This window comes from Rhizobium indicum (genome assembly GCF_005862305.2).
Lineage (GTDB): Bacteria > Pseudomonadota > Alphaproteobacteria > Rhizobiales > Rhizobiaceae > Rhizobium > Rhizobium indicum.
This window is the reverse complement of sequence record NZ_CP054022.1, coordinates 560,913-583,158: the sequence shown is the minus strand read 5'-3', so window position 1 is coordinate 583,158 and position 22,246 is coordinate 560,913. Positions and strand designations below refer to the sequence as shown.

The 22,246-nt window shown below is 60.5% G+C and carries 23 protein-coding genes; 8 read left to right on the top strand and 15 right to left on the bottom strand.

Annotation, left to right across the window (positions count from 1 at the left end; translation table 11 throughout):
* Nucleotides 1-24 precede the first annotated feature (24 nt).
* Nucleotides 25-3,081 carry a D-2-hydroxyglutarate dehydrogenase YdiJ gene (ydiJ, locus tag FFM53_RS27095; RefSeq protein ID WP_138388711.1) on the bottom strand — a complete coding sequence of 1,019 codons (3,057 nt, stop codon included), beginning with the start codon at nucleotides 3,079-3,081 and terminating at the stop codon, nucleotides 25-27.
* Nucleotides 3,082-3,179: 98 nt separating this feature from the next.
* Here ydiJ and FFM53_RS27090 point away from each other — a divergent pair, with 98 nt between their 5' ends.
* The gene (locus FFM53_RS27090; RefSeq protein ID WP_138388712.1) at nucleotides 3,180-3,929 is read left to right on the top strand and encodes an SDR family NAD(P)-dependent oxidoreductase; all 750 of its coding nucleotides are present in this window, start codon (nucleotides 3,180-3,182) and stop codon (nucleotides 3,927-3,929) included.
* On the top strand, nucleotides 3,922-4,671 hold the full coding sequence (locus tag FFM53_RS27085) for an SDR family oxidoreductase (protein WP_138388713.1): 750 nt from the start codon (nucleotides 3,922-3,924) through the stop codon (nucleotides 4,669-4,671). The genes FFM53_RS27090 and FFM53_RS27085 overlap by 8 nt, the downstream gene beginning before the upstream one ends.
* Here FFM53_RS27085 and FFM53_RS27080 read toward each other — a convergent pair.
* From FFM53_RS27080 to FFM53_RS27070, 3 genes are all read right to left on the bottom strand, one after another.
* On the bottom strand, nucleotides 4,652-4,909 hold the full coding sequence (locus FFM53_RS27080) for a hypothetical protein (RefSeq protein WP_138388714.1): 258 nt from the start codon (nucleotides 4,907-4,909) through the stop codon (nucleotides 4,652-4,654). The two genes, FFM53_RS27085 and FFM53_RS27080, sit on opposite strands and share 20 nt — an antisense overlap.
* A gap of 54 nt (nucleotides 4,910-4,963) precedes the next feature.
* Complete coding sequence (groL, locus tag FFM53_RS27075; RefSeq protein WP_138388715.1) at nucleotides 4,964-6,592, bottom strand: chaperonin GroEL; 1,629 nt, start codon at nucleotides 6,590-6,592, stop codon at nucleotides 4,964-4,966.
* A gap of 149 nt (nucleotides 6,593-6,741) precedes the next feature.
* Nucleotides 6,742-7,056: a co-chaperone GroES gene (locus FFM53_RS27070; RefSeq protein WP_138388716.1), complete on the bottom strand. Its 315-nt coding sequence runs from the start codon at nucleotides 7,054-7,056 to the stop codon at nucleotides 6,742-6,744.
* Nucleotides 7,057-7,405: 349 nt separating this feature from the next.
* On the opposite strand from FFM53_RS27070, the gene FFM53_RS27065 reads away from it, so the two are divergent.
* From FFM53_RS27065 to FFM53_RS27050, 4 genes are all read left to right on the top strand, one after another.
* The gene (locus FFM53_RS27065) at nucleotides 7,406-7,696 is read left to right on the top strand and encodes a hypothetical protein (RefSeq protein WP_138388717.1); all 291 of its coding nucleotides are present in this window, start codon (nucleotides 7,406-7,408) and stop codon (nucleotides 7,694-7,696) included.
* Between the two features lie 108 nt (nucleotides 7,697-7,804).
* A complete protein-coding gene (locus tag FFM53_RS27060; protein ID WP_138388718.1) occupies nucleotides 7,805-8,161 on the top strand; it encodes a hypothetical protein in 357 nt (118 codons plus the stop codon).
* Between the two features lie 54 nt (nucleotides 8,162-8,215).
* Nucleotides 8,216-8,542: a DUF2934 domain-containing protein gene (locus FFM53_RS27055; protein WP_138388719.1), complete on the top strand. Its 327-nt coding sequence runs from the start codon at nucleotides 8,216-8,218 to the stop codon at nucleotides 8,540-8,542.
* A 5-nt stretch (nucleotides 8,543-8,547) separates the two neighbouring features.
* A complete protein-coding gene (locus FFM53_RS27050) occupies nucleotides 8,548-8,967 on the top strand; it encodes an HD domain-containing protein (RefSeq protein WP_138388720.1) in 420 nt (139 codons plus the stop codon).
* A 148-nt stretch (nucleotides 8,968-9,115) separates the two neighbouring features.
* Here FFM53_RS27050 and FFM53_RS27045 read toward each other — a convergent pair whose 3' ends face one another.
* The 4 genes from FFM53_RS27045 to FFM53_RS27030 form a co-directional block, all read right to left on the bottom strand.
* Nucleotides 9,116-9,385, bottom strand: coding sequence for a cyclase (locus FFM53_RS27045; protein WP_138388721.1), 270 nt, complete (start codon nucleotides 9,383-9,385; stop codon nucleotides 9,116-9,118).
* 43 nt (nucleotides 9,386-9,428) lie between these two features.
* On the bottom strand, nucleotides 9,429-9,692 hold the full coding sequence (locus FFM53_RS27040; protein ID WP_138388722.1) for a hypothetical protein: 264 nt from the start codon (nucleotides 9,690-9,692) through the stop codon (nucleotides 9,429-9,431).
* A gap of 231 nt (nucleotides 9,693-9,923) precedes the next feature.
* Nucleotides 9,924-10,568, bottom strand: a complete 645-nt coding sequence (locus tag FFM53_RS27035; RefSeq protein ID WP_138388723.1) for an RES family NAD+ phosphorylase — start codon at nucleotides 10,566-10,568, stop codon at nucleotides 9,924-9,926.
* Nucleotides 10,565-11,392, bottom strand: coding sequence for a hypothetical protein (locus FFM53_RS27030; RefSeq protein WP_138388724.1), 828 nt, complete (start codon nucleotides 11,390-11,392; stop codon nucleotides 10,565-10,567). The genes FFM53_RS27035 and FFM53_RS27030 overlap by 4 nt, the downstream gene beginning before the upstream one ends.
* Before the next feature lie 209 nt (nucleotides 11,393-11,601).
* Between FFM53_RS27030 and FFM53_RS27025 the strand changes: the two genes are divergently transcribed.
* Entirely contained in the window at nucleotides 11,602-12,108 is a 507-nt protein-coding gene (locus FFM53_RS27025) for an HIT family protein (protein WP_138388725.1), read from the top strand.
* Nucleotides 12,109-12,133: 25 nt separating this feature from the next.
* Here FFM53_RS27025 and FFM53_RS27020 read toward each other — a convergent pair whose 3' ends face one another.
* From FFM53_RS27020 to FFM53_RS26990, 7 genes are all read right to left on the bottom strand, one after another.
* A complete protein-coding gene (locus FFM53_RS27020) occupies nucleotides 12,134-13,984 on the bottom strand; it encodes a DUF2264 domain-containing protein (RefSeq protein WP_138388726.1) in 1,851 nt (616 codons plus the stop codon).
* A gap of 77 nt (nucleotides 13,985-14,061) precedes the next feature.
* Nucleotides 14,062-15,336 (bottom strand): ABC transporter substrate-binding protein, encoded by a 1,275-nt coding sequence (locus tag FFM53_RS27015; protein WP_138388727.1) that lies wholly within the window; start codon nucleotides 15,334-15,336, stop codon nucleotides 14,062-14,064.
* A gap of 35 nt (nucleotides 15,337-15,371) precedes the next feature.
* A complete protein-coding gene (locus tag FFM53_RS27010; protein ID WP_138388728.1) occupies nucleotides 15,372-16,100 on the bottom strand; it encodes a DUF624 domain-containing protein in 729 nt (242 codons plus the stop codon).
* Between the two features lie 20 nt (nucleotides 16,101-16,120).
* Nucleotides 16,121-17,230, bottom strand: coding sequence for an ABC transporter ATP-binding protein (locus FFM53_RS27005; RefSeq protein ID WP_138388729.1), 1,110 nt, complete (start codon nucleotides 17,228-17,230; stop codon nucleotides 16,121-16,123).
* 15 nt (nucleotides 17,231-17,245) lie between these two features.
* Entirely contained in the window at nucleotides 17,246-18,418 is a 1,173-nt protein-coding gene (locus FFM53_RS27000) for a glycoside hydrolase family 88 protein (protein WP_138388730.1), read from the bottom strand.
* A 4-nt stretch (nucleotides 18,419-18,422) separates the two neighbouring features.
* Entirely contained in the window at nucleotides 18,423-19,259 is an 837-nt protein-coding gene (locus tag FFM53_RS26995) for a carbohydrate ABC transporter permease (protein WP_018245934.1), read from the bottom strand.
* The gene (locus FFM53_RS26990; protein ID WP_138388731.1) at nucleotides 19,256-20,242 is read right to left on the bottom strand and encodes a carbohydrate ABC transporter permease; all 987 of its coding nucleotides are present in this window, start codon (nucleotides 20,240-20,242) and stop codon (nucleotides 19,256-19,258) included. The genes FFM53_RS26995 and FFM53_RS26990 overlap by 4 nt, the downstream gene beginning before the upstream one ends.
* Nucleotides 20,243-20,373: 131 nt before the next feature.
* On the opposite strand from FFM53_RS26990, the gene FFM53_RS26985 reads away from it, so the two are divergent.
* Nucleotides 20,374-22,167, top strand: coding sequence for a heparinase II/III domain-containing protein (locus FFM53_RS26985; protein WP_138388732.1), 1,794 nt, complete (start codon nucleotides 20,374-20,376; stop codon nucleotides 22,165-22,167).
* The last annotated feature ends 79 nt before the right edge of the window (nucleotides 22,168-22,246 follow it).

Here is a 22,246-nt window from a genome sequence, read left to right as displayed (position 1 = left end):
ATAAAATTTAGCACATATCACATATCATGCCACGTCTGATTGCGGAACGTCGGCTTTTTCAGACATTATCTTATCGATCACCTGAAAGGGATGCGGGATGCGCTTGTTGTCGATTTCCTTCACCTGCGAGCGGCATGAATATCCGGTGGCCATGAGACTGTCGCTGTCGCCGGCGGCATCGATCTCCCGCTTCCAACTCATCGCATAGAGGCGCTCGGAGATCGGCCGATTGCGGGCCTCGTGGCCAAAGGTGCCGGCCATTCCGCAGCACCCCGTTTCTGCTGCCTGAAGGTCGATGCCGAGGCTTCCGAATACGCTTTTCCATTGTGCGATGGAGGCGGGCGCATTGGTACGTTCGGTGCAATGGGCCATCAACCGGAAGCTCCTGCCTTTGCTGGCGGAGGGGGAAGCGGCGAGCCTGTCGAGCTTGGCGATCAGCCATTCCTGCGGAAGGAGAATGGTTGCCTGCAGCCTCCCTTTGTATTCGCTGCGAAAGGCGAGCGTCATCGACGGATCGAGCCCGACCAGCGCCACGCCTGTATCATCCAGCCGTTGCAGATAGCGCGCGGTCCGCTCGGCCGCAGCCTCAAAGCGTCCGAGATAGCCATGCACGTGCAGGGCTTTGCCATTGACATGCGACGCCGCGAGGAAGGGCGATAGCCCCATTTTCCGCGCGAGTCCAATTGCGGCGAGGGCGACCTCAGGATCGAAATAGGCGGTAAACGCATCGGCGACAAAGATGACGCTCTGCTCCCTCTCACGTGGCGACAAGGCCTCGATTTGCGGAAGGGTCGCAAGCGGCACGCCAAGGCCGGCGGCTTCCTTCGCCAGAGAGATCCGCGGCAGGCGAGGCAGGGACGTCAGGCCGGCAACGCGCATCATCATCCTGCCGGCTCGCGTGCCGACGACCAAGTTGTAGGCAGGTCGTATCCGGTGGACCAGCGGCAGGGTGGTCTCGATGGCTGCGACCAGCGGATCCTTCAGCGGACGCAGGTAGCGTCCGTAGTAAAGCTCCAGGAATTTGGAGCGGAAAGCCGGGACGCTGACTTTCACCGGACATTGTCCCGAGCAGGCCTTGCACGCCAGGCAGGTGTCCATTGAAGCGCGGACCTCGTGGGAAAAGTCGTCGCGATTCTGAGGATTCAGCGAGTTGAAAACGCGCCGAGCGAAGCGCGCGAGCGGAACGCTCTGCCGCAGGCGTTTTGCCTCCTGGCGAGGATCGATGCCTTTCTCGGCAAGCAGCCTCAGCCATTCCCGCATCAGAGCGGCGCGGCCTTTGGGCGAAAAACGCCGGTCGCGTGTCGCCTTGTAGGAGGGGCACATCGGGCTCGTTTCGTCGAAATCGAAACAGGCGCCGTTGCCGTTGCAATAGGCGGCGTTGTCGAAGGCTGCGCGGATCTCGTTGCCGATGATGCGGTCGGTATCTCCCCGCAGCGGAACCTCGTCGATCTTCAGCAGCGCTTGGCCGGAAGGAGTTGCGATCTTGCCCGGATTGAGGCGGTTTTCCGGATCGAAAGCCCGTTTGATCTCCTGCAGGCTGGGATAGAGATCGCCGAAGAATTCCGGCACATATTCGGAACGTACCCCCTTGCCGTGCTCCCCCCAGAGCACGCCGCCATATCTGCGCGTCAGCGCCACCACGCCATCGCTGACCTCCCGGACCAGCCGGACATGGTCATTGCGGGTGAGGTCGAGGGCAGGCCGCACGTGCAGGACGCCGGCATCGACATGGCCGAACATGCCGTAGGAAAGGCCCGCGCCATCAAGCAATGCGCGGAACTCGCGGATATAGGCCGCGAGGTTTTCCGGCGGCACGGCGGTATCCTCGACGAAGGCGACGGGCCTGACCGGCCCGTCCACATTGCCGAGCAGGCCGACCGCCCGTTTGCGCATCGACCAGATCGCCTCGACGTCGGTATGGCTCCGCGCGATCGTATAACCCAGGTGACGGGCATCTGCGCCCGTGTCGAGAGCGGCGATCACTTCGGCCAGTTTGCGGTCGAGTTCGGCTTCATCGTCGGCGAGCACTTCGGCGATATTGATGCCGTTTGTGGTTCCGCCTGCATCGTCAGGGAAAAAGCGGGCAATGCCCGTCCAGACGATGTCGCCCCTGGCGAGGCCTAGAACTTTTTCATCGACCGTTTCCACCGAGGCGACATTCAGCGCGACAAGCGTGCGGGCATCCTCCAATGCCGTGTTGAAGTCCCCGTAACGAATATTGATCAGCGCCGCATGGGCTGGAATCGGTAGAAGGTTAAGTTCCGCTTCGGCGATCATCGCCAGCGTTCCCTCCGAGCCGCAGAGAATGGCATTGAGGTCAAAGCGTCCGTCGCTGCGCCGGATGTGAGCGAGATCGTAACCGGTCATATAGCGATTGAGTTTCGGAAAAATCTCGGCGATCCGGTCGCGTTTTTCACGCGCGATTCGGTCGACCGTCCTGTGGATCTCACCGACGCTGTCCTGACGCGCGACGATCTCTTCGAGCGCCGCTTCATCGAGCGGGCGCGACCACCAGTCGGTTCCATCCGCGAGCACGATGCGCAATCCCAGCACATGGTTGCTGGTCTTGCCGTAGAGGCATGAACCCTGGCCGCAGGCATCGGTGGAGACCATGCCGCCGATGGTAGCGCGATTGGAGGTGGAGAGTTCAGGCGCAAAAAACAGGCCGTAGGGCTTCAACGCTTGGTTCAGCTGATCCTTGACCACGCCCGCCTGGACCCGAGCAATTCTCCTGATCTGGTCGATTTCGAGAATGGAATTCATATGTCGCGAACAGTCGACGACGATGCCTGAGGTGAGGGATTGACCGTTCGTGCCGGTTCCGCCGCCGCGCGGCGCGACGGTGATCCCCAGAAAAGCCGGCTCCGACAGCACGGCCGCCGTAATCTGCAGGTCTTCGACGCCTCTGGGGAAAAGGATACCGGCCGGCTCGACCTGATAAATGGAATTGTCGGTCGAAAAAACGGTCCGGCTCGCCGCGCCGCTTTCGATGTCGCCACCGAACCCCGCCTCGATGAGCCGCTGGAAGAATCCCGCAGCGGGAAGGGGGATTGAACCGTTCGGCCGGAGGCGTGGAATCATGTCGAGACCTTCAGAATGCACTTGAGCTTTATCGAAGTTGGCATATAAGTGATAACATACAATGCCAGCGGTGCAACGCAAAACACTGAGGTGGAACTTTGAAGAACCAGACCGCAATCATCGTCGGCGGCGCTTCCGGGCTCGGATTGACGACGGCCAAACTGATGATCTCGCATGGGGCGACCAGGATCGGGCTCATCGATCGTAATGAGCAGTTGCTTGCCTCTTCGGCCGAGGCGCTTGCCGCGCTCGGCGCCGAGGTCGCAACCGCGGTTGCTGACATTTCCCGGGCGGAAACGGCTCATCGCGGGTTCAACGAGATCGCCGGCAAGCTCGGTCGGGTCCACGTGCTCGTCAACAGCGCTGCCATCTATCCGAGACGCCCTATCCTCGAGATCACCGACGAGGAATGGGACCTCGAAAATGCGATCAACGTGAAGGGTACCTATCATATGATGGTGGCCGCCGTTCTTCATATGCGCCAGCACGTGAACGCGCCTGCGGTTACCGGGCGGATCGTCAACGTGACCTCGGTCGATGCTTTCAAGGCCCATCCCCAGAATGCGCATTATGCCGCAACCAAGGCGGCTGTCGTCAGCCTGACGAAATCCTTTGCCCAGGAATGCGCCAAGGACCAGATCCTTGTCAATTCCGTCGCTCCTGCCGGCTTCGCCACGGATCGCGCCAAGGAGCTGGGATTCCTTCCGGAACTGGCCAAGGCCAGCGCGCTTGGCCGCGCGGCCGAGCCGGTCGAAATGGCGGAGTGGATCGTCATGATGGCATCGAGCCGCAACACCTATGCCACCGGCGAAAACGTCGTCGTCAGCGGAGGCTATATCTATGTCTGAGCCGCTGCCCTATCGGGTCGCCGTGGTCACCGGTGCGACGAGCGGCATCGGCCGCGCCACCGTCGGCAAACTACGCGAGATGGGGCTGACGGTTTATGCCGTTGGCCGAAACGCCGAGGCTCTTGAGGAACTCGCGCGGGAAAGCGGGGCGAAGCCGGTCCGTGCCGATGTACGCGATACCGCGGAAATCGTCAGGCAGCTTCACGGAACAGACGTCGATATCCTGATCAACAATGCCGGCATTCTCTCGACACGGGCGACATTCAACGAGATCGAACCGTCCGAGATCGATGCCATGATCGACATCAATCTCAAGGCGCCGATGCATCTGACCCGCGCATTCCTGCCTGCTATGGTCGAGCGAAAGCGCGGCCACCTGATCTATATCGGTTCGAGCGGCGGTCAGGCGCCCTATCCGAACATGGCCGCCTACGGCCCGTCGAAGGCCGGGCTCAGCCTGTTTTGCGACAATTTGCGCTGCGACCTGCTCGGGACCTCGGTGCGTGTGACGGAGGTGGTGCCGGGCCGCGTCCAGACGGAGCTTTATCGAACTGCAATAGCAGGCAACCAGGCGCGGTCACTGCTCTATGACGGCTACCGTCCGATCCAGCCTTCTCACATCGCCTCGATCATCTCCAACGCCATCGAGCTTCCCGTCTTCGTCGACGTCGCCCGAATTGAAGTCTTCCCGACGGACCAGGCAACCGGCGGCGGCACCATGGTCAAATTCCCGGAGCAGTAGGCGGGCGCTCGGTCGTTTCGAAGAGGCCGCGGGCCGCCTCGACCATCGACTGCAGGTGATTGGGGTCGCGCACGCCCTGCCGGTAAAGCTCGATGATGATGCTCGCCGTTCGTTCGGCTTCGTCGCTGTCCTTTTCCACCTGGTATTCGGATCTGATCTTGTCGAAGACCCGCTGGCAGATTTCAAGATCGCGGGAGTCCAGCGGTACCTGCGATCGGTTTCTGATCGTTTGAACCATCTCTATTCCCTCAGATAAGGCCCGCCCAGCGAGGCCGGCGGGCCGGCAAACGCCTTAGAAGTCCATGCCGGGGCCGGCGGGCATTGGCGGCGGCGCGTCCTTCTTGGGCTTGTCGGCGATCATGGCTTCCGTCGTGACGAGAAGACCGGCGATGGAGGCCGCATCCTGCAGCGCGGTGCGAACCACTTTGGCCGGATCGATGACTCCCTGTGCATAGAGGTCGCCATATTCGCCCGTCTGCGCGTTCCAGCCGTAGGAGAACTCGCTTTTCTCGCGCAGCTTGCCGACGATGACCGAGCCTTCCGCGCCAGCGTTTTCGGCGATCTGGCGAGCCGGAGCCTCGACCGCGCGGCGAACGATGTCGACACCGACGCGCTGGTCGCCATTGGCTGTCTTGAGGTTGTCGAGCGCCTTGACGGCGCGCAGCAGCGCCACGCCGCCGCCCGGCAGAATGCCTTCCTCGACCGCCGCGCGGGTTGCATGAAGCGCGTCGTCGACGCGGTCCTTCTTTTCCTTCACTTCGACTTCCGTCGAGCCGCCGACGCGGATGACGGCAACGCCGCCGGCGAGCTTGGCAAGACGTTCCTGCAGCTTCTCGCGGTCGTAGTCCGAAGTGGTTTCTTCGATCTGGGCCTTGATCTGGGCCACACGGCCTTCGATGTCGGACTTGGCGCCTGACCCATCGACGATTGTGGTGTTTTCCTTCTCGATCGAGACTTTCTTGGCACGGCCGAGCATGTCGAGCGTGACGGATTCGAGCTTGATGCCGAGATCTTCAGAGATGACGGTGCCGGCGGTCAGGATGGCGATGTCTTCGAGCATGGCCTTGCGGCGGTCGCCGAAGCCGGGCGCCTTGACGGCGGCGATCTTGAGGCCGCCACGCAGCTTGTTGACGACGAGCGTTGCGAGGGCTTCGCCTTCGACGTCTTCAGCGATGATAAGCAGTGGCTTGCTGGATTGGACGACGGCTTCGAGAACCGGCAGCATCGACTGCAGGTTCGAGAGCTTCTTCTCGTGGATGAGGATATAAGGTTCTTCGAACTCGACCCGCATCTTGTCGGCATTGGTGACGAAGTAGGGGCTGAGATAGCCGCGATCGAACTGCATGCCTTCGACGACTTCGAGTTCGGTTTCTGCGGTCTTGGCTTCTTCGACAGTGATGACGCCATCATTGCCGACCTTTTCCATCGCTTCCGCCAAAAAACGACCGATTTCGGCATCGCCATTGGCGGAGATCGTGCCGACCTGGGCGATTTCGGAATTGTTGGAGATCTTGCGGGCGTTGGCCTTCAGTTCCGCGACGATGGCGGCGACCGCAAGATCGATGCCGCGTTTCAGGTCCATCGGGTTCATGCCCGAAGTAACCGCCTTGGCGCCCTCCTTGACGATCGCCTGGGCCAGCACCGTTGCCGTCGTGGTGCCGTCGCCGGCGACGTCGCTGGTCTTCGAAGCAACTTCGCGGACCATCTGGGCGCCCATGTTTTCGAACTTGTCTTCGAGTTCGATTTCCTTGGCGACCGAAACGCCGTCCTTGGTGATGCGCGGCGCGCCGAAAGATCTTTCGATAACGACGTTGCGGCCTTTCGGGCCGAGGGTCGCCTTCACCGCGTTGGCCAAAATGTCGACGCCACGCAGCATCTTCTCGCGGGCTTCGGTGCTGAATTTGATTTCTTTAGCAGCCATGTCCTCACTCCTTCATAGGCAGCCAGAGCAATTCCAGGAAAGTGCGACGCGGTTTTCCATCTGGAATCGCGTCTGAAATAAAAGGTTGGAGCGGTTCTTTTTCCATGAAAAGCTGAAGCACTCCAACATTGACGACCTCCGCAGGGATCTCAGGCGGCCTGCTTCTTTTCGCCCTGCGGCTCGATGATGCCCATCACGTCGCTTTCCTTCATGATCAGCAGGTCTTCGCCATTGATCTTGATCTCGGTGCCGGACCATTTGCCGAACAGGATGCGATCGCCGGGCTTGACGTCGAGCGCCTGGATCTGGCCGGCTTCGTTGCGCGCGCCGGGGCCGACGGCGATCACTTCGCCTTCCTGCGGTTTTTCCTTAGCGGTGTCGGGAATGATGATGCCGCCCTTGGTCTTTTCCTCTGAATCGACCCGGCGGACGAGAATGCGGTCATGAAGCGGTCGGAACGACATGTCTTCCTCCATCGACAAACAGTGATGACGTTTGTTTCCCTGGCCGGACCGGATGACCAATCCGGGCGGGTGCTCGCGCGCGAGCCTTGCGACAATGATTTGGTTCGATGGTTTTGCAATTCAAGAGGTGATGGAAGAGAAATTGGCACTACCTGCTCGTGAGTGCTAACGCCCGGCAGGGAACAGAAAATCGCCTCCCGCGTTCGAATAACGAAGGCGACGGCGTGGTGCCGGAGGCGAGTTCGAGCAGGATTGAGGCTTGAATCCGGATTTCGGCATTCCCAACTCTTTGATGATCGAGGCTTGCTTGAGCTCGGTCATCGTCCCACGTCTTTTTGGAGTGAGTGACATGGAAGAGAAGACCAATATCATCAAAGACCTCAGTATCGAGGAACGCGAGGAAATCCTCGTCGATATCGCTCGTACGCTGGAGGACACGGCGCGTGAGGCCTATGTCGAAGGCAACACGCAGTTTGCCGCACTTTCCAACAACATGGCCGAAGCGATCCGCGGCAACGCCGATGAACTCGCCCGTGATGATCCGGAAAATGCCGAGCTCGTATTTCAGCAGGCGACGGCGATGATCTCGCAATTCGAGGCCGTGCACCCCTATCGAATGGTGAGTATGGCCGTTCATTGATTGCCGCCCGGGCGGTGCGGCTCGGTCGCCGGCTCAAATCAATCGCCAACCACGCGGAACTCTCACTCTTTGCGAAGGTTATTGGATCACAACATCGAAAGGTGATCCATGACGACTTTCAAATCCAGCGTGCCGCCCGAGAGCGGCACCGACGATGCGCGGTCCGCCGATACAGAACGGGCCGAGACCGATCGTAAAAGGGCAATGGAAACTGCCCGACGCAACGCCAGCTCGGCATTAGATCGTGATACCGAAACCGAAACCCCAAGCCTGAAGCTTACAAAGGAATATCTTAGCCTCGGCGGCCACCGCCGATCCATGATTGACGACAATATCACCGATGTTCGCCAATGGGACGAGGATCCGCCGGAGGCCGAACGGTTCTGGAAGGAACGGGTGGAGACGCTTCCAAAGGATCAACGCAAACAGGTGGAGGATTTTCTTCCAACCATCAACACGCCCTGATAGGCGGCCGGGCCGCTCTTCGGAGGGCTCATCCCAGTGCGCTTGGAGGAGATCATGGCGATAGACAAGCACGAGCAGATACGCCAGCGCGCCTACGAAATCTGGGAGGCCGAGGGCCGCCCGGATGGCGCCGACCAGCGCCATTGGCTTCAAGCCTGCGACGAACTGTCGGGCGACGATGAGAATGAGACGCTGCAGAATCTGCTCGATGAAGACGACAGGGATGATGCGGCGCTACTTCAAGGCGCCGGTGAGAGTGGCGATCTCGATCGGCGGCGGGCGGGGCCTGTCCAGGCCGCCGTGGCTCCCGCCCCTGACATCGAGATGACGACGGGCGAAAAGCCTTACCCGCGGAAGATTAGAAAAACCGAAGGGCCATAATCGCCATGCAGCATCTCGACCATGCCATCCAGATCGCTCTTACGGCCCATGAAGGTAAGGCGGACAAAACCGGCCGGCCGTACTTCGAGCACTGCCAGCGGGTAGCCCTTCTGGTTTCCGGCGACGAGACGCGAACGGTCGCTTACCTTCATGACGTCGTCGAGAGGGGAAGCGCCTGGACGCTCGACAGGCTGAGGGAAGAAGGCTTTCCGCCGGCGATCATCTCGGCGGTGAATGCTCTGACACGGCGGCCGGACGAGCCGGATGACGACTTCGTCAGACGTGCGGCATCAAACCCGCTGGCCTTGCCCGTCAAACGGGCCGACCTCGAAGACAATCTCCGGCAGGCCGAACAGGCCGGCGAGAAAATGGAAAGATACCAGCGCGGCCTGGATCTGCTGCGCGAGATCAGGAACGGACAATAGACCTCGGACAAATTTGCGCAGTTCGCCTGCAACTGCCACCAAGGTCGGCAATTGGCGCAGGGGCACACTACTCGGCTTCCATGTCATGTGCCGAGCGCGACAGCAACCTGGCCTCCGCTTGCAGCGGCGGAGGCCGTTTGGCCCTATTTCATGTTTTGTTGGTAAACCACACCGTCGGCGCGCCGAGTACGCCTCCCGTGCGCATCGCCGTCTTCAGCTCGTCCAGCTTGCTGAACGACTGAGCCGCTTCCAGCGTGGCAAACTCGTGGGTCACGGTAATATCATTCGGATTGTCGACGGCTCGATAAACGGCTTGCGCTGTCACCCCATTGGCCTTTTGCACTGGCGAAAAGGCATCATATATTTTGCGCCAAGCGGCGTAGTCGGAGACTTCGTGCCGCACGAATAATGTCGTCATATCATCCTCCCGCGTTGCATTTCCAAGTCTCGTCGAGATGTGGTTACGATTGCACGAGGAAGGTCATGGTCTCGGGCAAGACGCCGTCACTCGCCATCGCATCGGCCGCTGCCTTGGTCTGCATGAAGGCCATCAACTTTTCCATGTCTGCAACGTCCATGACCAAGCCGACGCGGTTGGACGTTTGAGGGTCTGTAAACGTGCGAATGTTCGTGACGCCAACGGGTTCCAATACCTGTTTGCGGATGGGTGAAGCGAGCCAGTGTTTCGTGTCTTTGACGTCGTGACAGATCATTATGGTGGGCATTGCGGTCTCCTCTCAAGATTTCGGAAACTGAAAGCTGAGCATGCTGCTGCGCGTTGCCGGATTTCATTACAGCAATGTTGCGAAGAGTGGGTTTTTCTTATTCATTAGTTGAAGATGTAAATATAATTATTGAGTAATTCGAAAATATTATGCGACGGCGGCGTTGAGCGCGCATTGGTTTTTTGAGAATAGCTTTGGTGGCGGCTCTGGAGTCAGCGAGCGTCATTGGGGCTAAGATATGATCGTGATGCCCGCACGGCGCCCATAGTCCCGCAGTTCGAGAAGGAGATCGGCGTCCGCACCGGCGTCAATGGATTGAACGACGTCGAGCCGGTCCTCTGCCAAGCGATCCTCGAACAGGATGATACATTGCTCGGGGTCGCACTGGCGGGACGTCCAGACCAACCCGTCGACGTCGGCGCGCGCCCGATGAATGGCTTCGGCCCATAGGACGGTCTCGCCATAGGTCGACTTCGGCGTTTCGATGAGATCCGTTTGACTGAGTTTCCAGGCCTTCAAATCGGGTGCGAAAAGGCTTGCCAGCCGCAGATCACGCTTTGGCGCGATGACGCTCACCGTCCGCGCTTCGACGACGGCAAGCCGGACGGTCTTGAACGCGGCGGTGGGTTCGATGTCGTGAAAGATCGACTCGAAGGCGGCCGCCTCTCTGCTCGTTGCGGCATAGAGCGTGGCGACACAATTGCCCTGCGCGTCGTTGAACGGAGCAAAGCTCGTCGGCTGTCCCTGGCAGGGATTGAATTGTCCTACCCGGAACGATGACAGATGGCTTCGATGAAGCGCCGTACCTGCCTTGATCGTCCGGATGTTGATCGTTGGAAAAGGCGACGGCGGGCTTGGCAGAGGAGGGTGGCTCACCCAGCGACCTCTTGCCGCTCGCGGGTCGCGGCAGCCGTCACCGCGTCCATATCGTCAAGCACATCCATGGGCGCCTTGTCGTCCAGCCAGCCGTTCGTTGAAACGAACCAGAATGCGCGCTGCCATGGAGACAGCTTGTCCGGAAGAGCCGCAAGCGCCTTCTTGATTGCGGGATGCGGCCGTCCGTCCCGGAGCTGAAACGCCGGAAAGTATTCGGTACCGCGATGATGTACCGAGAAAATGTCGCCGGCTTTCTTCCAGCGCGCTGCGGTCGCGTACAGGTTTCGCGCGCTTGAGCCGGCGCGGTTTCCGATCTCCGCGCTGGTGAGCTGCGGCACCTCAGCGATGAAGCGATCCCTGAGCTCCAGATTGTCCGCTGCGAGCACGCCGCGCGCCTCGCCAAGCTCATCAGGCAGGATAACGTCCGCGAGCTTGTTGATCGCGTCTTCCAGCCGGCTTTCCTCCAGGGAGCCGCTGACGCGGACCATCGTCTGGAAGAAGGTCTTGACGGATCTGCGATGTCCTTCCGGGAGATCGGGTTTCAAGCGGATTACCACGGAATCCCCGACCGCAACATTTGCCATCGCCCTGGCGAGCTTCGCGAGTTCGGGGTCCGCCTTCTCAGGAAAAGCAGATCGATCGATGGCGAACTTCGTCAGGGTCTGCAGGAAGGCATCCGCGAACGCATCACGCAGAGCGTTTTCATCCGAGATCCGCTCTGGAGGAACGCCTTTGCGCCGGCGGCCAGCCAATGGCACGGTTCGTCCCTCGTTGGCGGACGACCGGTCAATCATGAGAAATTCGGAAAAGAGAGCTTCGGTCATTTCGGCCACGTGAGATTGGTGATGAACATCTCAATATCACTTAAGTCATGCAAAATCGATTGCAATCGGGAGTGTCAGGACGACCATAACCTCGCATATGCACCCGTGGACAGATTTGATGGCAGGATCGATTTGACTTCCCAATATCGGCTGCCGCACCAATTTGACGATCGGATACGCCTCGGCGCGTGAGACGACGGAGGTTCAGGATGAGCGAACGCCAACCATTTGATCTCAAGGCCTATACGCATGACATCGGAACAAGGTCATGCTTTATTTGCGGCTTGGTCTCTAATGACCCTGACTTCTTTCATCATCGCGTTTTTGAAGACGGTGAGACGATCATTTTCCTGAGCAAATATCCCACTCTACCCGGCTATTGCCTTGTCTGTCCGAAGGCGCATCGTGAGGATCTGGCGCGGGATATGTCGACGGATGAATATCTTCGACTACAGGAGAAGGTGCACGTCTTGTCGCGTGCCCTCAAGAGCGTGTTCGACGCCGAGCGAATTTATGTGCTTTCGCTCGGCAGCCAGCAAGCCAATAGCCACCTGCATTTTCATGTCGTTCCCTTGCCTTCAGGCGTGCCTCTCGAAGAGCAGCAATACCATGCGCTGATGGCGGAGTATGGGGTCCTGCAGATACCTGACGATCAAATGGCAGAGTTGGCGCAGCGCATTGCAGAAGCATACCGTGCCGAGTTGACCGCACGATAGTCACTCCTGTTCCCCCAATCCCAGGCTATGTCTGGAGGGCGAATGCCGACACCCGCTCGCCGTTCTGGCGAAAGAGCTGCTCCACCTCTTCGAGGCGGGGGCAGGCGGGCGGGTTATCGAGCGCTTTTGCCCAATTCTCGCGACTGGGCAGGGCCATCGCGGCGGTCACCTGCACGATGGTGCCTGCGCCGATGTCGCCGCGCAACTGCGGCAGCAGGGTCTTGGCGTGGATGAGGTTGGTGTTCGGGATCGGGCTCATCGCATGGCCGGACCTTCGATTGGGCGATAGATCCACGATCGCGCTGACGTCGGTCTGCCCGTAGCAGACAGCTCGGCCATCCCTTATATCGGAGCGGTCGGCATTGAAATCCGCGCGTTCGATCGCAAAGCCGCCCTCGATGGTCATCAGGGCGCGTGGTGTGGCGATGCGGTGAATGCGGATGTGCCATGGGCTTTCGGGAAGCAGCCAGGTTTCGACCGTGACATCGCTCCAGGGGCGCCAGCGCGAATAGAGCAGGTCGCCAGCGATCAACGCTTCTTCGAGAGTTTCCCGCATGCGGAAATGGACGCCGTCATCGGAGAGGCCGAGCATGCCGTCGAAGCTTGCGGCGGAGAAATTCCGATCGTCGGCTTCGATGTTGAAGGCGTAGCGGGTGGAATAGACGAATTTCGAATATTTCTCGTTTGCGCCGCGCATCTTGTCGTGCTGCTGCCCTGAGGAGAGCACGACCACGTTGCCCGGCGTGTGCATGGCGACCATTCCCGCCGGCTTCAGCGCAACCGGCTCCGGAAATTCCGGCTGCGGCGCCTCCTCGGCAGCCCAGAACGGATGATCCCCTGGAAGGGCGAGCGGCAGGAAGAATTTCAGCGCCCAATAGGGCGAACCGGGCGAGTTGTAGCTCTCGCTCATGAAGAGGTTCGGATAGCCGTAGCCGACCGAAAGAACGCCGTCGCGATCGGCAATCGGCATCGCCGACCACCAGCGGATATGTCGCATGTAATAGCCCTTGATCTCCGCCCAGGGCAGCGCTTCGACGCCGGCAAAGGCAAGCGCGCCCCAAAAGCCGCCCGCTGCAAAGCGGTAGGTCTGGCTGCGGCCGAAGGCAAGGGCTGCGCCATCGGGGCCGAACCAGTGGCGGATATCCCTGGCGAAGATCTCGGCACGATCGCGGAAACGAACCTTGCGCGCCTCGTCGCCTTTGGCGAGCACCGCATAGATCAGGCCGTAGAAATGCATGGCGAAGGGAATGTAATGATCGACCCGCCGGACCGGCCCGTCGCGATACCAGCCTTCTCCGAGGTCGAAAGCCTCCACTTCGTCGAGATAGGCGAGGGTTTTCCGGTGATCGAACGCCACGCTCACGCGTTCCAGCCCGAGATCGATGAGCACGCGGAAGAATTTCCAGTTGTTGTCGATGAATTCCAGCTCGCGCGCTCTGAGAAGATAGGCAGCGACCGTCTTCTTCTCGCTGTCGTCGAGCGGTTCCCAGATGTGCTCGGGCACGAGCGCCAGGGCGAAGCCGACGGCGGCGAGCTCGACCAGCCGCTGATTGCGGTCGGCAAGATCGCCCCAATATTCGGGATGAGCCGGATTGGTGCCGTTTGCCAGCCCGCGGCGATAGAGATCCCAGTGCGGAAACGCGCCGCCGCCGGCAACGAGCGGAACGATCCCCCAGAGCGGCCGCGCAAATCCCTCCAGATCCGCCGCCGCCCGATCGAAGATCGCGCCGGCCGCACCGAGGCGCACACGGGCGCCGCCCTCGGAAAAATACGGCAGCAGCGGCTCGAAGAGATCGATGACGGCCTTGGCGAGGTCGTCGCGTGTCTTCAAGGGATTGCCGAAAAGCGGATTGGCCCGGGCGGGATCATAAGTCATTGTCAGGCTCGAAATTCATGAAAAACAGGATCAGCCGCGGGCAGATATTGCCCGCGGCCGTCGACATTTCTGGACGCCTACTTGATCGCCTTCACGCCTTCGGTCATTTCCTTCAGCCCGTCATCGACGGAGGTACTGTCGGTCATGATCGCGTCATGCGCACGGTTGAGCACGACCTCTATCTTGGCCGCGTTCGGGTTGACCGCCATCTCCAGGTAGGTTTTCGACGGCTTCAGCGCCTCCTTGCTGGCCGCATCCTCAGGAAAGCCGGGTGTTGCCGCGATCTGGGCGCTAACGTCATCCGTCTTGAGCGCGGGGAAGGTGCCCGTCGACGCGATGACTGCTGCGCCCTCAGGACCGGTGACGAACTTGATGAAATCGAGCGCGGCATCCTTGTGAACGGAATTGGCGTTGACCGCCAAGCCCGAGATCTGCGCAGCGGTGGTGCCGGTCGCCACACCGTCGGGATGCGGGAACTTCACGATGCCCCAGTTCTTGCTCTTCGATTCACCCGATTTCACCTTGGTGATCTGGGTGCCGACGAACCAGGTGCCCATCGGCAGCATGCCGATCGTGCCATTGAAGAAGAGCGCCGAATAATGTGTGTTCGACGTCTTCAGGAAGGCATAGGAGGGAATTGCGCCATCCTTCTGCAGGGTCAGCGCCCTCTCGTACCAGGGCTTCAGGAAGCCGTAGTCGCCGTCGACCAGCGTGTGTTTTCCGTCGAGGATGGCGGGCAGTTGAACGGTCGAGCGCCAGGTATGCAGAAGCGCGCCGTAGGTCTTGTTGGTGCCCATGCCGCCCGAAAGCTTCTCGGCGGTCTCGTCGAACTGCGCCCAGGTCATGTCATTGGTGGGGTAGGCGACGCCTGCCTTGTCGAATATGTCCTTGTTGTAATAGACGACCCAGAAGTCGGACCGGAACGGCAGCGAGTAGATCTTGCCGTCGATGGTCAGCTCCTCGATCAGGCCGCCATAAGGAGCCGGGTCGATTTTCTGATCCTTCACGAAGCCGCTGAGATCGGCGATGTTGCCGGCGCGCACCAGATTGGTGTAGCCCGGCACATCCTTGATGGTGACGATGTCGATGTCCTTGGAGCCGCCGGTCAGCTGCGTCGAGATCATCTGCTGGTAGTCCTGCGAGCCGAGGTCCATCGGCTCGAACTTCACGTTGGGATGCTTGGCCTGATAGGCCTCGATCAGAGGCTTGTAATAGGCGGTCTTGTCCCAGTCCCACAAAGCCCATTTGAGCGTCCCGGCGTCCTGGGCAAGCGCTGCCCCGGCCGTCATCGCGGCCAAGGTGAAACCCGCCACGGCAAGTTTCACCGTCCCCCCGAATTTATCCAAATACATTCCCGTTCTCCTTCCCTGGATCATCTCTGGATCAGTTATTTTATGAAGCGTCTCGTATGCGGTTCGCGGTGCGGCTGTGTTGCGTTTGGCAGGTCTAGAACCGTCACCGCCGCCCGATGGACGCCGAATGCGACGGCGAACATTCCGAGTGAAAAATTGAAGGTTGCCGGCATGAACACGGAAACCGGATAGAAGAGGATGTGCGCCAGCCAAAGGCTGGCGGCAAAGGCGAGCGCGGCAAGCGCCGGGAGCGGACGGATGACGGAGGCGAGCGCGGCGAGGCGCAGCAGCCTAAGAGCCGGCAGATCGCGCATCACCATGAGAACGATGAGATGGCAGGCGAGGACCGCGACATAGGCGGTGGCGACGAGGGCGACCGTCAGCGGTGCGCTGAGCAACAGATTGTCGCGTGCGCCTGCGGCATAGGTGGCGATCGCATAGAGGCCGATTGCGAGCGCGCCGCCCAACGCCAGGCCCCAGGCGGTGGCGCGCCAGAAGTAGCGCAGAAAAGCTTCCGTGAAGTCCCTGAGAAGATAGGTGTTGCGATCTTCCACCAAGGCTACCGAGACCCGGGCCATGGCGGCGAGCGCTGCCGGTAGCGTCACGACGAAGAGGGCGGCCAGGATGAAGAGGATGTTCAGCTTGACCATCTCCCACCACTCGCGGACGAGGATCTCGGCGAACAAGGCAAGGCCGGTCCTCTTGGGCGCATCCTTCGGAATGCCCGGTCCCTCCCTCGTCCACATGTCCCGCAACCACTGCATAGCCATCTCCCGCAGGCGCCTCAGTATAGAATCGAGCGTTCCGTTTCCTTGTCGAACAGCTGCGCATTGGTCATATCGGCGACCAGCGTCGCCTCCTCGCCAATATCGGGCCGGTAGCGCGGCGAGACCCGGGCGATCAGATTGCGCCCGCCCGCCACCATGTTCAGGTGCACTTCCGAGCCCATGGGCTCGGCAAGTTCGACGATCGCCTTGAGCGGCGCCAGGTTCTCCGGTGCGATGTCGGCCGGCGGCAGTTCGTGGAAATTCTCCGGACGGATGCCGAGCACCAGTTCGCGGCCCTCGTAGGGGGCGATCCTGCTCTTGTCGAAATGGGCAGGCAGCGGCAGTTCCCGGCCGTCGAAGACGGCGACGTAGCCATCGCCCCGGCGCAGAATGGTCGAGGGCAGCATGTTCATCTGGGGCGCGCCGATGAAACCGGCGACGAACATGTTGACGGGGCGGTCATAGAGGTTCTGCGGCGTATCGACCTGCTGGATGTGCCCGTCCTTCATGACGACGATCCGGTCCGCCATGGTCATGGCTTCCACCTGGTCATGGGTGACGTAGATGAAGGTGGCGTTGAGTCGCTTGTGCAGCTTGGTGATTTCGGAGCGCATCGTTCCGCGCAGCTTGGCATCGAGATTGGAAAGCGGCTCGTCGAGCAGGAAGACGGCCGGATTGCGCACCATGGCGCGGCCAAGCGCGACGCGCTGGCGCTGGCCGCCCGAAAGGGCCTTCGGCTTGCGGTTCAGGAGATGAGAGATGTCGAGGATCCTGGCGGCGTCCTGCACCTGGGCATCGATGAAGTCGCGCGACACCTTCCTGAGCTGCAGGCCGAAAGCCATGTTCTTGTAGACGGTCATATGCGGATAGAGCGCATAATTCTGGAAGACCATGGCGATATCCCGATCCTTGGAAGGAACGTCGTTCATGACGTCGCCGCCGATCTTGAGCTCTCCTCCCGATATCTCCTCGAGACCGGCGATCATCCGCAGCGTCGTCGATTTGCCGCAGCCGGAGGGGCCGACCAGAATGATGAATTCCTTGTCGGCGATCTCGAGGTCGATGTCGTGGACGACGGTGAGCGCACCGTAGCTCTTGTTCAGCTCTTTAAGCGAAATGCTGGCCATCGGGTTCTCCTGAATTCACCAATAGGAAGACCAGTTGCGCGAAAGGCGCGTCAAAGCTTCCATGTAATAATAATCTCCCCAGGAGACGCATTCATCGACACCCTCGCCGCGGCAGGTGTTGAACGGCGATTTCTTCGAATAGGTGGCGTGCAGCACCAGGCCGTTGGAGATCGTGGGGTCCTTGACCGCATAATGATCCGCAAGGCTCTTCATCATGCGCCGCGCCAGCATGCGATAGCGTGCTGCCGGTTCCGGCTCGGCGAGATCGGCCATTTCCAGAAGGCCGCAGGCGGTGATCGACGCCGACGAGCTGTCGCGCGGCTCGCCGTCGCCGTCCGAAAAGACGAGATCCCAATAAGGCACCATGTCGGCAGGCAGCCGGTTGAGATAGAAGGCGAGCAGCCGGTCGAAGGTCTGGCGATATTCATCGATCCGCTCATAGCGATAGGAGAGCGCCATTCCCGAGATTGCCCAGGCCTGTCCGCGCGCCCAGGCGCTGTCGTCTTTGTAACCCTGCTTGGTGGCGCCGCGCACCGGCGCTCCGGTGACCGGGTCCATATAGAAGGTGTGATAGGTGGAATCGTCCGGCCGAACCGAGTTGGCGAGTGTGGTGCGGGCGTGAATGAGCGCGATCTCGCGGTATTTAGGATCGCCGGTTTCGCGGCTCGCCCAGTAGAGAAGCGGCAGGTTCAGCAGGCAGTCGATGATGTAGCGGTATTCCTCCGCCTTGCCTTTGCGGCCCCAGGCCTGGATGAACTGGCCGATGGGCTGAAAACGCTCGATCAGCTGGTCGGCGGCCAGGATGCCGGCCCTGCGGCCATCCTCGTCTCCGACGAGCTTCCAGGCGGCGATGCAGGAGGGCGAATAGAGAAAGCCCATGTCGTGATGGTCGGTCTCGATGCGGTTCACGATCCGATGCAGGAACGACTGGACCTGGATCTGCGCGGCATCCCGGAAAACCGCCTCGCCGCTGTGCTCGAAAGCGAGCCACAGCTCTCCGGGCCAGAAACCCGCGGTCCATTGATCGTTCGCCACCGCGGGATAGAAATTTCCGACGCTCGAATGGTTCTGCGAGGCATGGGTGAACTGGGGGAGGTTGCGCCTGATCTGCCTGACGGCAAGATCGAGCGCGGCTTTGACCTCCGGGTCGGTGATCGGCTGTGGGGCGACGGACGAGACGGCGTTCATGGATTTAACCCTTCAGTCCCGTCGAGGCGATGCCTTCGACGAAGAAGCGCTGGAGAGAGAGGAAGACGACGAGAACCGGAATGAGGGCGACGACGGAGGCTGCCATGATGAGCCCGTATTCGGCCGAATATTGCGAGATGAACATGCGCAGGCCGATCTGGACGGTCTTCAGCTCGGTCTTGGTGAGGTAGATCATCGGCCCGAGAAAATCGTTCCAGGTGGTGACGAAGGTGAAGATCGTCAGTGTCGAGAGCGCGGGCTTCGACAGCGGCAGCATGATGCGCGCCCAGATCTGATACTCGTTCATGCCGTCGATGCGGGCCGCCTCGCAGAGTTCGGTCGGGATCGACATGTAGAACTGCCGCATCAGGAAGACGCCGAAGGCGGTGAAAGCCTGCAGGCAGATCAGCGCCAGGTGGGTGTTGTTGAGGCCGAATTCGCGCATCAGCAGGAATTGCGGCACCATATAGACCTGCCAGGGCATGGCGATCGTGGCGATGTAGCCGAGGAACAGGGTGTTCTTGTAGGGGAAATTCAGCTTGGCGAAGGCGTAGGCCGCAAAGCTGGAGGTCAAAAGCTGCAACAGCGTGACGATGATCGTAAGCTTCGACGTGTTGTAGATGAAGAGCGCAAGCGGGATCTTCGTCCAGATATCGACGTAGTTATGCCATTGCGGCTCGGACGGTATCCACTCGATCGGGAAGGCGAAGACGTCACGGCTGAGCTTCAGCGATGCCGAAAGCATCCAGGCGAAGGGCATCAGCATGATGAGCGTGACGGCGATGACGATGGCGTAGATCGCGACGGATTTGAGGGTAACCTTGCGTCCTGCGATCCTCATTCGCCGTCCTCCCTCTGGCGCCGGAACTGAAAGACCGTGACCGCAAGCACGAGGAAAAACAGCACCAGCGCGACCATGCTGGAATAGCCGAGATCCCAGGAAATGAAGGCCTCGTTGTAGATGTGGTAGACGAGGACGAGCGTCGAGGTGCCGGGCCCGCCCTGGGTGATCATGTAGATCTGGTCGAACACCTTGAAGGACTGGATCGTCAGCATGACGGTGACGAAGAAGGTCGTCGGCCCGAGCTGCGGCACGGTGACATGGATGAACTTCTGCCAGGAATTGGCGCCATCGAGATCGGCGGCCTCATAGAGCTCCGAATTGATGCCCTGCAGGCCGGCCAGATAGATGACCATGTAATAGCCCATGTTCTTCCAGATGCCGAAGAGGATCACCGTCACCATCGCCCAGTGGCGATCGGCGGCCCATCCCGGCATGTTCTTGGGATCGAGACCGAGCGTGTAGAGGATCATGTTCACCGGTCCCATCTCGGGATTGAAGATCATGTTCCAGACGACCGCGACGGCCACCAGCGAGGCGACATAGGGGAAGAACATCGCCGTGCGGAAGAAGTCGCGCCCCGCGATCTTCTGGTTGAGGAGAACGGCGAGGCCGAGCGCGCAGATGAGCGTCGCCGGCACGGAGGCGACAGTATAGATCACCGTGTTCCAGAACGCCGCGATGAAGGCCTTGTCGTCGAAGAGCCGCCAAAAATTATCCAGCCCGGCGAATGTGATCGCATTCGAGCCGTCCCAATGCATGAAGGCGAGCGCGAAGGCGAACAGGATCGGGCCGAGCGTGAAGACGGCAAAGCCGATGAAATTTGGCGCGATGAAGGAGTAGGCGACGAGCGCGTTGCGGATCCTGCGCTGGCGCTTGGATAGGACCGCGACCTTCCGACCGGAGGTTGCCAGAGCGCCATCCGTCGCGATGACCGAATTCGATAGGGACACCGATGCCTCCTCTTCCTCCCGCAACGACATAGCACATATCCGGTATTGGTCAAACAAGTTCTGAACAGGTCATACGAATTTTATGGAAAGCGCAAAATACATATGATAGGTGAGCATGCAGACCAAACGGCCATCGATGCTTTTCCGGTACGGGGAGAGACATGTTCAGCGAGATTTCAGCAAAGCTGCCGGATGTGCTGGGCGATTTCACGCCCGGGGCGGTCTGCTCCGAGCGCGCCAGATGGAGCGCTGTGCCGCAAGCGGTACGGGAACTGGTCATTGGCGAGGCCGAAGAGACGCTTGCGCGCGCCTGGCCGCTGATTACGGCTTCGGATTACCGGGAGTTCACCGAAACCGGCAACCGCGCGCGCTTCGAGGAGCTTTATTTCACACGGCGCCGGATGCTCAACAATCTGGTGCTCGGCGAACTCCTCGAAGGCGGGGCGCGGTTCCTGCCGAAGATCGTCGACGGCATCTTCCTGATCGCGGAGGAGAGCGGCTGGCAGTTGCCGGCGCATAACGCCTATGAACGAAGCGGCGCGCGCTTGCCGCTTCCCGACAATTCGCAGCCTGTCGTCGATCTCTTCGCCGCCGAAACGGCGGCGCTGCTTGCCACCGTCGTCGCATTGCTTCGCGACAAGCTCGAGGGCATCAGCCCCGAGATTGCTGCACGCATAGAGCGCGAGATCGAAACCCGCATCCTTTCGCCCTATCTCGGCCGGCATTTCTGGTGGATGGGCCGCGGCGAGGAGCGGATGAACAACTGGACGCCATGGATAAGCCAGAACGTCCTGTTGACGGTCTTCTCCCTGAAAACCGATCAGCCCACGCGTCACGCCGTCGTCAAAAAGGCGCTCGGCAGCCTCGACGCCTTCCTGAAGGACTATGCCGAGGACGGAGCCTGCGAGGAGGGCGTGCTCTATTACCGCCACGCCGCACTCTGCCTGCATGGTGCTTTGACGATCCTGGATACGGCGGCGCCGGGCCTGTTCGGCCGATTTTGGCAACAGCCGAAGATCCGCAATATGGCCGAATATATCGCTCACATGCATGTGGCCGGCCGCCATTATTTCAACTTTGCGGATTCCTCCGCGGTGGTCGAACCCTGCAGCGCGCGGGAATGTCTGTTCGGACAGGCGGTCGGCTCTGAGATGCTGGCTGAGTTCGCTGCATCCGACAGAGCCGCTTCCGATAATCCGCACCTGCCGGGGGAATGGAACCTCTGGTATCGCGTGCAGGAACTGCTGGTCGGCCCGACGCTTCCCGCTGCCCCGCCGCATCCTGCATCCCGGCGCGATATCTTCTATCCCGGCATCGGCCTGTTCATCGCCCGCGACGAGCAGTTTTCGCTTGCCGTCAAGGGCGGCAACAATGGCGAGGGCCACAATCACAACGATGTCGGAAGCGTGACGCTCTACAAGAACGGACATCCGTTCCTGATCGATGTCGGTGTCGAGACCTATACGGCAAAAACCTTTTCGGCGCGGCGCTACGAGATATGGACGATGCAGTCGGCGTTCCACAACCTGCCGACATTCGCAGGCGTCATGCAGTCCGCCGGCGAAACTTTTGGCGCGCGCGATGTCGAGGTCGCGTTTGACGAAGGGAGCGCGCGCATATCGCTTGATATTTCAGACGCCTATCCCCCCGAAGCGCAGTTGCACAGCTACCGCCGCGTCGTTTCCCTGTTGCGCGGCCGCGATGTCGAGATCGTCGACACCTATGACGGCGGCAAACCAGCGGCCCTGTCGCTGATGACATGCCTGGCGCCGACCGTCGGTCCGGACAGGATCGATCTGGCCGATCTCGGCAGCATTTTCGTCGAGGGCGCCGGCGAGATCGAAATCGACGAAATCGGCGTGGACGACGCCCGGCTGAGATCGGCCTGGCCCGAACAGATCTATCGGCTGCGTGTGCCGTTTGCTGGCAGGCTACTGAGATTGCGGATCGTCTAGAACAGGATGATTTTAGGCCGGGTCGGCCTAAAATCGGAATCCTGTTCTAAATTAAAGAGTTAGAGCATGATGTCGTCCG

Excerpts from the sequence above, each read along its gene's own strand:
- ydiJ (WP_138388711.1), bottom strand. The coding sequence starts at position 3,081 with ATGATTCCACGCCTCCGGCCGAACGGTTCAATCCCCCTTCCCGCTGCG.
- FFM53_RS27030 (WP_138388724.1), bottom strand. The coding sequence starts at position 11,392 with ATGACCGAAGCTCTCTTTTCCGAATTTCTCATGATTGACCGGTCGTCC.
- FFM53_RS27005 (WP_138388729.1), bottom strand. The coding sequence starts at position 17,230 with ATGGCCAGCATTTCGCTTAAAGAGCTGAACAAGAGCTACGGTGCGCTC.
- FFM53_RS26985 (WP_138388732.1), top strand. The coding sequence starts at position 20,374 with ATGTTCAGCGAGATTTCAGCAAAGCTGCCGGATGTGCTGGGCGATTTC.
- FFM53_RS26990 (WP_138388731.1), bottom strand. The coding sequence starts at position 20,242 with ATGTCGTTGCGGGAGGAAGAGGAGGCATCGGTGTCCCTATCGAATTCG.
- FFM53_RS27065 (WP_138388717.1), top strand. The coding sequence starts at position 7,406 with ATGGAAGAGAAGACCAATATCATCAAAGACCTCAGTATCGAGGAACGC.
- FFM53_RS27015 (WP_138388727.1), bottom strand. The coding sequence starts at position 15,336 with ATGTATTTGGATAAATTCGGGGGGACGGTGAAACTTGCCGTGGCGGGT.
- FFM53_RS27020 (WP_138388726.1), bottom strand. The coding sequence starts at position 13,984 with ATGACTTATGATCCCGCCCGGGCCAATCCGCTTTTCGGCAATCCCTTG.
- FFM53_RS27000 (WP_138388730.1), bottom strand. The coding sequence starts at position 18,418 with ATGAACGCCGTCTCGTCCGTCGCCCCACAGCCGATCACCGACCCGGAG.
- FFM53_RS27070 (WP_138388716.1), bottom strand. The coding sequence starts at position 7,056 with ATGTCGTTCCGACCGCTTCATGACCGCATTCTCGTCCGCCGGGTCGAT.
- FFM53_RS27085 (WP_138388713.1), top strand. The coding sequence starts at position 3,922 with ATGTCTGAGCCGCTGCCCTATCGGGTCGCCGTGGTCACCGGTGCGACG.
- FFM53_RS27045 (WP_138388721.1), bottom strand. The coding sequence starts at position 9,385 with ATGACGACATTATTCGTGCGGCACGAAGTCTCCGACTACGCCGCTTGG.
- FFM53_RS26995 (WP_018245934.1), bottom strand. The coding sequence starts at position 19,259 with ATGAGGATCGCAGGACGCAAGGTTACCCTCAAATCCGTCGCGATCTAC.
- FFM53_RS27050 (WP_138388720.1), top strand. The coding sequence starts at position 8,548 with ATGCAGCATCTCGACCATGCCATCCAGATCGCTCTTACGGCCCATGAA.
- FFM53_RS27060 (WP_138388718.1), top strand. The coding sequence starts at position 7,805 with ATGACGACTTTCAAATCCAGCGTGCCGCCCGAGAGCGGCACCGACGAT.
- groL (WP_138388715.1), bottom strand. The coding sequence starts at position 6,592 with ATGGCTGCTAAAGAAATCAAATTCAGCACCGAAGCCCGCGAGAAGATG.
- FFM53_RS27010 (WP_138388728.1), bottom strand. The coding sequence starts at position 16,100 with ATGCAGTGGTTGCGGGACATGTGGACGAGGGAGGGACCGGGCATTCCG.
- FFM53_RS27040 (WP_138388722.1), bottom strand. The coding sequence starts at position 9,692 with ATGCCCACCATAATGATCTGTCACGACGTCAAAGACACGAAACACTGG.
- FFM53_RS27025 (WP_138388725.1), top strand. The coding sequence starts at position 11,602 with ATGAGCGAACGCCAACCATTTGATCTCAAGGCCTATACGCATGACATC.
- FFM53_RS27080 (WP_138388714.1), bottom strand. The coding sequence starts at position 4,909 with ATGGTTCAAACGATCAGAAACCGATCGCAGGTACCGCTGGACTCCCGC.
- FFM53_RS27055 (WP_138388719.1), top strand. The coding sequence starts at position 8,216 with ATGGCGATAGACAAGCACGAGCAGATACGCCAGCGCGCCTACGAAATC.